6 protein-coding genes are annotated in these 4,154 nt (G+C 53.2%); all 6 read left to right on the plus strand.

Features of this window, described 5'->3' with window-relative positions; genetic code table 11:
• Positions 1–56: 56 nt before the first annotated feature.
• Genes ACJMM9_RS04415 through ACJMM9_RS04440 form a run of 6 tightly spaced genes read left to right on the plus strand, consistent with a single transcriptional unit; the run spans position 57 to position 4,108 of the window.
• Positions 57–1,454, plus strand: coding sequence for an ATP-dependent RecD-like DNA helicase (locus ACJMM9_RS04415; RefSeq protein ID WP_405324198.1), 1,398 nt, complete (start codon positions 57–59; stop codon positions 1,452–1,454).
• Positions 1,455–1,500: 46 nt separating this feature from the next.
• Positions 1,501–2,148, plus strand: a complete 648-nt coding sequence (locus tag ACJMM9_RS04420; RefSeq protein WP_405324200.1) for a hypothetical protein — start codon at positions 1,501–1,503, stop codon at positions 2,146–2,148.
• Between the two features lie 45 nt (positions 2,149–2,193).
• Positions 2,194–2,919, plus strand: coding sequence for a translation initiation factor IF-3 (infC, locus tag ACJMM9_RS04425; protein WP_405324202.1), 726 nt, complete (start codon positions 2,194–2,196; stop codon positions 2,917–2,919).
• Position 2,920: 1 nt separating this feature from the next.
• Positions 2,921–3,241 (plus strand): hypothetical protein, encoded by a 321-nt coding sequence (locus tag ACJMM9_RS04430; RefSeq protein WP_405324204.1) that lies wholly within the window; start codon positions 2,921–2,923, stop codon positions 3,239–3,241.
• A 2-nt stretch (positions 3,242–3,243) separates the two neighbouring features.
• Positions 3,244–3,546, plus strand: coding sequence for a hypothetical protein (locus ACJMM9_RS04435; protein WP_405324206.1), 303 nt, complete (start codon positions 3,244–3,246; stop codon positions 3,544–3,546).
• 1 nt (position 3,547) lies between these two features.
• The gene (locus tag ACJMM9_RS04440; protein WP_405324208.1) at positions 3,548–4,108 is read left to right on the plus strand and encodes a hypothetical protein; all 561 of its coding nucleotides are present in this window, start codon (positions 3,548–3,550) and stop codon (positions 4,106–4,108) included.
• The last annotated feature ends 46 nt before the right edge of the window (positions 4,109–4,154 follow it).

The raw sequence follows: 4,154 nt of genomic DNA on the forward strand, positions 1-4,154 counted from the left end.
AAGACCCGATTTACCTTTAATTTGAGTTTATAATTTTTCTTTCTAAATTTAACCCCATGGCCAAGAGATTAAAGAAATCCGATCTGAACGAAGACCAGCTCAACGCACTGGAAATCATACACAAGTTCCTGAAGGCACCAGACCGTAGGCAGATGGTTCTGTACGGCGCGGCTGGTACTGGAAAGACCTCGCTAATCAACGTACTTCTCGACGAACTGGAAAGCGGCGACGACGAGGACATGCCGCGCTGCGTGTGTACCGCGCCTACAAACAAGGCCGTGGAAGTCATCGCGCAAGCGACCGGACGAGACTACGACAAGACCATCTACTCGCTGCTCGGCCTAGTCTTACTAGACTTCTCCGACGGCAAGCCGAAACTCAAGAAGGAACACGAGTCGCACCTCTGCGAATACGAGGTCGTCATCATCGACGAAGCCTCGATGGTGTCCAACGCATTACTGAACGAGATACAGAAGCAGCTCCGCACCTTTACGGCAATCAAGGTGATCTATGTCGGCGACCGCTGCCAGATTCCTCCGGTGGACGACGCCAACAAGGGCTACATGGAGTCCGTCATTTTCCAGCTTCCGATGAAGGTGGAACTCACGAAGGTAATGCGTACTGCAGACCAGAACCCAATCCTCGGCGTAGTCACCAAGATGCGCGAGGACATGACGAGCCCGGTCGACTTGTTCGCGCACGAGACGAAGGTCTCCGAAGACGGCACTGGCATCTACTTCCACCACTTCGAGCGCGAGTTCATGTCCACGATGATGCCGTACTTCACGTCAGAAGAGTTCAAGAACGACTCCAGCCACGCGATGGCAGTCGCGTACACCAACGCGGCGGTGGACGCCATCAACGAGCGCGTCCGTGCGGCAATCTATCCAGACAGTACCCGAATGTACGAAGTGGGCGAGGAAGTGCGCGTGGTGCGCACGTACGGCAACGACGTGCATGTGGGAAGGAACCTGATGTTCAGCGTCATCTACAACATCGAGGAGCACTTGATAATCAACTCCATCGAGGATGTCGAAGACCCCTGCTACCACATCAAGTGCTTCAAGGTCGAGGTGTCGAACGTCGTTAAGCGCAAGAAGCGCAAGACCAACGCCACGGCGTACATCATCCGTCCGGACGGCCTCGAAGACTTCTACAAGCTCCGCGAGGAACTGGCCATAGAGGCCAAGGAACGGCTTGAGAAGGAAGACAAGAACGGCCACAAGATCTACACGCCGAAGGAAGCGTGGAAGGACTACGCCGCGCTCAACCACTACTACATGTGGGTAGGCTACATCTACGCTCTCACAGCGCACAAGTCGCAGGGTTCCACCATACAGAACGTGTTCGTCGTCGAGAGGAACATCAACCGAATCCAAGAGCACGAGCTTCGCAACAAGCTGAAGTACACCGCGTTCACGAGAGCCGCGAAGGAACTGCACGTCCTCGTATGACGCAATCGTGCATCTTTGCTATATTGGCAGAAAGAAAGGAATCCTTATGAAAGACTTCTCAAACAAGACACTAGACGAGCTGACCCTGGCCGACTTCTTCGAGCTGGGCTGCGCACTGGAGAACATGCCGAAGGGGATGGACTCCAAGATCACGTTCACTTGGCACGGAAAGACCTACGACGACTTCGACGACATGCACATGGACGCAATCCGCGACTTCTTCACGCCGACGGACGAGTTCATGGAGTCGCTGGTGGGCAACTGCTACATGTCGCTGCAGTCCGACCGCATCGTGAAGATCATCGGAGTACGAGGCGACTATGACAGCAAGTACCACAATGAAGAAATCGACGAGTTCCTTTACGAGGAATTCTGGAAGGACTACCGTGGTAACTGGCAAGTCAACGACTACAGCTGGCTCCAAGACCAAGCAAAAGCAGACTACCACGACGAAGAAGAGCGAAACAAGTACAAGAAGTGGTGCCTCACGCCCTATACGGAGATGAACTACCACTCGGAAAGCATGTACATGGTAGGAAAGGACGGAATTCTGTACGTTGATTACGGCTGCGACCGTGACTACCAGCCTTTCAGACGTGTCGAAAGCGCCATTTTTGACAAAATTAGGGCAGAAGCGCTTGAAAATGCCAAAAAAGACGACTCCGAAGAGGTCGACGTTTGCCAAAATGGCTAGAATGTACTATATTTCGGTGTATTGTACAAACATAAGGAGTTAAAAATGGCATACATTCAAGCAAGTTTCCTCCAAATGAGGGATGAAAACGGTAAAGATCTCGGTTCCATGGCCACCGGACAGGCCAAGGAGTACGCTCGCAAGCGAGGATTCGAGCTTGTGGCGGTGGACGAGAAGGTAAATCCGCCCATCTACACGGTCAAGCCGCGCCAGCGCTTCGTTCCGAAGAGCCCGATGGACGAGGCCAAGGCCCAGTACACGGTCACTGCGGCTTCCGTGCGCCTCAAGGACGAGGAAGGCAAGTCTCTCGGCGTGATGTCCACGGCAGAAGCACAGAAGCTGGCCGATGAACGCGGTCTCGACCTCATCGCCGTCAACAACCGCATCGATCCGCCCATCGCAGAGCTCGGCAACCTCAGCAAGTACATCTACGACCAGAAGAAGAAGGCCAAGGAACTGGACAAGAAGAACCGTGCCGCAGCAAAGGCGTCCGAAGAAAAGATGCTGAAGCTCACTTCCGACACGACAGACTCGTCCAAGGCAGACCGCGCCCGTATCCTCAAGCAAGCGAACGACTTCCTCGTCGAAGGCCACCCGGTCAAGCTCAACATCCGCTTCCGTGGCCGCGAAATCTCCCATGCCGAAGGCGCTATGGATCGTCTCCGCGAGGAAATCCGCGTGGGCATCGTAGACGGCACGGTCGTCAAGGAAACACGTTCCACCGATGGCGGCACCTATACCATCCAGTGCATGCCGAGAAAGAAGAAATAACATGGCAAGTTCATCAGACAACTTATCTTGGTGGGAAGTCCTATTCATCATCGTGATAGGACTCGCTCTGTTCTTCGGAGCAAAATGGCTGATCAGCAACAAGGAAGAACAAATCAGCTGCGTCAAGGGCAAATTCACCGTATGCGTAGGCGACACCGAGAAGTTCGGCGTCCCTACGTGCTACGACTTCCCTCTGGATAAATACAAGTACAAGCGGTACGACGACCACTTGGTAGTCATCAACAAGGAAGTCTCTACCGACGTAGTGAACTACCCAAGCAAGCAACTCATTTCTGCAGCAAAATCTGGCTGCAAGGACTGATCATGGAAGAATCCACTCCGACACTCATATTCATTATCGTCGTCCTCATGTTGGTCTTGTTCCTCAAGTGCTGCATGGATGACTGCGAAGCCGGGAAGCTGACCGTATGCGTCGGCGACAGCGGAAATATCAACGTGCCGAAGTGCATGGACTTCGACCTACATCAATACAGCTATCAGAAAAAGTCCAGGGGACAAGACGGCGGCGCTGACCGCATCGTCATCATGCACAAGAGCAATGCGCACGACGTCGTCTCCTTCCCCATGGATTCCGTTATTACCTACAAAGAACAATGCGAGGACTAATATGGATGTAAACGAAGAATACAGCGCCGACTTACTATGGGCGTTCATCGGTTCCGTCGGCTTGACCAAGGAATGCGAGGAATTCTGCAAGAAGAAGACTGCAGAAGCCATCGAGAAGGCAAAGGAAGAGCCAGTCGGAGACCGTTGCTTCAAATGGGAAGGACATTACACAAAGTACTGCTACGAACTGAGCGGAGAGAACTTCTACGGTACGACGTCATTCAACAGCAAATGCCGTGAGTACATACCGATCACGTTCTACGATCCCAGCAGCTCCGAAAAGAATTTCAACCAGCTTTCCAAGGACAAGGAACTCGTATCCTTGCGCGAAATGGAAGAACTCTGCGACGTCACGTTCGACGAAGTCTTGGAACGACTGACCGACTTCTGCGACGGCGAAATCGGCGACGGCGACCACTGCTACGACTTCGACGAATTCGGCTTCGACGTAGAACCGACAAAGGAACAGTTCACCGAATGGCTCGAACAGCTCCGCTTCGTCAAGGACGAAGTCGAACCGACCTTGGACGCATCCGCGTTCTTCGAGGAAGGCGGCTTCTAGCCGGAACTGGTGTATATGGAAAAGTCCGCCGTGAGGCGGACTTTTT

The organism is Fibrobacter sp. (assembly GCF_045112255.1).
GTDB lineage: Bacteria > Fibrobacterota > Fibrobacteria > Fibrobacterales > Fibrobacteraceae > Fibrobacter.